The 696-nt window shown below is 78.2% G+C and carries 1 protein-coding gene; it reads right to left on the bottom strand.

Features of this window, described 5'->3' with window-relative positions; all coding sequences use genetic code 11:
* Positions 1 to 269 precede the first annotated feature (269 nt).
* Positions 270 to 696: hypothetical protein (locus ADK60_RS24105; protein ID WP_199839738.1), on the bottom strand; the 427-nt coding region annotated here is incomplete at its 5' end.

Raw genomic sequence — 696 nt, 5'->3', positions numbered from 1 at the left:
ATGCCCTGGCGCAGTGCCAGCGGCAGGCCCTGCTCGACGGCCGGCTGCGCCTGGGCGACCGGGGCCGGGGCGGGCTGCTGCGCGGCAGCCGCGGCGGCGCCCATGTCCTCGGGGCTGGCCGGGTCGGCGGTGACGGTGATGCTCACGACGTCCTCCAGCGGATCGCGGTGGCGGCCGGTCGGCCGGCCCCGTCCCCGGACGCGCCGCGCCCGCCCAGCCGGGACGGCGGGGCGGGCGGAGGCGGGCCGGAGGCGAGACCGGGCGGCCGGTCAGCGGACGTTGTTGTTGACCGTCCCCTTCCATCCGGCGGACTGCTTGCCGATGGTGACCTCGGTGTGCTGGTGGAACATCGCGAGGACGGGGCCGAACGCGGTGGAGCTGTCGCCGCTGGCGGTCGCCCCGGCGCCCGCGCTGGAGGCGACAGAGCGGAGCTTGCCGAGAAGCGCGGCGACGCCGATCACCACGGCGGCCACCGTGGCGGCCGCCCACATCAGCACTTTGCCGATCTGGTCCGCGTAGGGGGCGACCTCGCCGACCCCCGCGCCGACCATCCACGTCAGGCCGCCGACGGCAAGCGCTCCGGCGCAGCCGTAGAGGATGCCCTGGCGCAGTGCCAGCGGCAGGCCCTGCTCGACGGCCGGCTGCGCCTGGGCGACCGGGGCCGGGGCGGGCTGCTGCGCGGCAGCCGCGGCGGCG

The organism is Streptomyces sp. XY431 (genome assembly GCF_001279805.1).
Classification (GTDB): Bacteria; Actinomycetota; Actinomycetes; order Streptomycetales; family Streptomycetaceae; genus Kitasatospora; species Kitasatospora purpeofusca.
The sequence above is the reverse complement of the archived record's forward strand: the minus strand, read 5'-3'. Positions and strand labels throughout refer to the sequence as shown.